The sequence below is a fragment of the [Roseibacterium] beibuensis genome (assembly GCF_039542305.1).
Taxonomy (GTDB): domain Bacteria; phylum Pseudomonadota; class Alphaproteobacteria; order Rhodobacterales; family Rhodobacteraceae; genus Roseibacterium; species Roseibacterium beibuensis.
Map to the genome: position 1 here is coordinate 1 of NZ_BAABHW010000012.1, position 2,500 is coordinate 2,500.

Below are 2,500 nucleotides of genomic sequence, written 5' to 3' on the forward strand. Positions count from 1 at the left end.
GGGCGATGAGGTTTCGGGACGGAGCTTGCCAGTTTGCGCGAGCCGGAGGCGGTGGCGGTGGCGGTGGCGAGTCATCCGGGTCTTTTTGCGACCTGCGCCAACAAGGTCGGTGACCTTGCCAGCGCCCTGAACGAGCCGGACACGCGATCCGAAGCGGCGGACCACCTGCGCGGCCTTATTGAGGACGTCACGCTGAGCGCTGATCCAGAAGCACGGAGTGGACACCGGATCGCGCTTAGTGGGGAACTCGGAACGATTTTGTCGTTGTGTGACAGTGGGTGTGTCCCAAATGCCGGCGCCCGCCGTGATGGGGCGGGCGTGCGGCAAGTGATTTTGGTTGCGGGGGTAGGATTTGAACCTACGACCTTCAGGTTATGAGCCTGACGAGCTACCGGGCTGCTCCACCCCGCGCCAAGTCCTCGGAGGGACCTAATTTTGGTGATCCGAGGTATGTTTTCATCGTTTGAGAGATACGTTTTTGTGTGTTTCTTTCTAGGTTTGGCGGTGACCTACTCTCCCACGTCTTAAGACGCAGTACCATCGGCGCAGTAGCACTTAACGGCCGGGTTCGGAATGGAGCCGGGTGTTTTGCTTACGCTATGACCACCAAACCGAGGAAGAAACACGTGTTTTGTGTGCTACCGCGCGTTCGCGCTACTTGAGCACGAAGGCGTGAGAGGCACACAAATATCCAAGTCATGTACACTGTTGGTGATGCTTAAGGATCGTTCGAAGCCTGGCTTCTACTGGATCAAATCAAGCCTATTGGACAATTAGTACCGGTCAACTGAACGCATTACTGCGCTTACATCTCCGGCCTATCGACGAGGTGGTCTACCTCGGTCCTCAGGGATACCTTGTTTTGAGGGGGGCTTCCCGCTTAGATGCCTTCAGCGGTTATCCTTTCCGATCATAGCTACCCAGCACTGCCATTGGCATGACAACTGGTCCACCAGTGGATCGTTCACCCCGGTCCTCTCGTACTAGGGGCAACTCCTCTCAAGTATCCTACACCCACGGCAGATAGGGACCGAACTGTCTCACGACGTTCTAAACCCAGCTCACGTACCTCTTTAAACGGCGAACAGCCGTACCCTTGGGACCTGCTCCAGCCCCAGGATGAGATGAGCCGACATCGAGGTGCCAAACGGTGCCGTCGATATGGACTCTTGGGCACCATCAGCCTGTTATCCCCGGCGTACCTTTTATCCGTTGAGCGATGGCCCTTCCACTCGGGACCACCGGATCACTATGGCCGTCTTTCGACTCTGCTCGACTTGTCAGTCTCGCAGTCAGGCTGGCTTCTGCCATTGCACTCAACGAGCGATTTCCGACCGCTCTGAGCCAACCTTCGCGCGCCTCCGTTACGCTTTAGGAGGCGACCGCCCCAGTCAAACTACCCGCCACACAGGGTCCCGGATCCGGATGACGGACCGCGGTTAGACATCAAGCAGAACAAGGGTGGTATCTCAAGGGAGGCTCCACAGAGACTGGCGTCCCTGCTTCGAAGCCTACCACCTATCCTGCACATGTTGTGCCTGATGCCAGTGTGAAGCTGTAGTAAAGGTGCACGGGGTCTTTCCGTCTAACCGCGGGAAGCCTGCATCTTGACAGGCAATTCAATTTCGCTGAGTCGATGTTGGAGACAGCGGGGAAGTCGTTACGCCATTCGTGCAGGTCGGAACTTACCCGACAAGGAATTTCGCTACCTTAGGACCGTTATAGTTACGGCCGCCGTTTACCGGGGCTTCAATTCGGAGCTTGCACTCCTCCTTTTAACCTTCCGGCACCGGGCAGGCGTCAGACCCTATACGTCGTCTTGCGACTTCGCAGAGCCCTGTGTTTTTAGTAAACAGTCGCCACCCCCTGGTTTGTGCCCCCAGTCAATACTTGCGTAGAAACTGGGCCTCCTTCTCGCGAACTTACGGAGGTATTTTGCCGAGTTCCTTCAACATCGTTCTCTCAAGCGCCTTGGTATTCTCTACCAGTCCACCTGTGTCGGTTTAGGGTACGATCTTATAGTGGGGCTATTTCCAGGAACCGCTCAGCAGCCCAACCAATCCGATAAGGTTGAACTACACCTGCGATCCGTCACCACCACATGGCCCAGGAATATTAACCTGGTTCCCATCGACTACGCCTTTCGGCCTCGCCTTAGGGGTCGGCTTACCCTGCTCAGATTAGCTTTAAGCAGGAACCCTTGGACTTTCGGCGACAGGGTCTCTCACCCTGTTTGTCGCTACTCATGTCATCATTCTCGCTAGTGATCACTCCACCGGATGGCTCACGCCCCGGCTTCACAGTAAAACCCGCGTCTCCAATCCCGGCGAACCGGGTAAGGAGACATGGGTTTATTCACACTACGCTCCGCTACCACTGCATACGCAGTCCTCAGCTTCGGCTCATGGCTTGAGCCCCGTTACATCTTCGCCGCAGGACAACTTGTTTAGACCAGTGAGCTGTTACGCTATCTTTAAAGGATGGCTGCTTCTAAGCCAAC

1 tRNA gene and 2 rRNA genes (1 of these 3 cut by a window edge) are annotated in these 2,500 nt (G+C 56.0%); all 3 read right to left on the reverse strand.

Going from position 1 to position 2,500, the window contains the following annotated elements:
- Positions 1-334 precede the first annotated feature (334 nt).
- A tRNA-Met gene (locus ABD923_RS19020) sits at positions 335-411 on the reverse strand.
- A gap of 85 nt (positions 412-496) precedes the next feature.
- A 5S ribosomal RNA gene (rrf, locus tag ABD923_RS19025) occupies positions 497-611 on the reverse strand.
- A gap of 141 nt (positions 612-752) precedes the next feature.
- Positions 753-2,500: ribosomal RNA gene (locus ABD923_RS19030) — 23S ribosomal RNA — on the reverse strand; it runs 1,079 nt beyond the window's last position.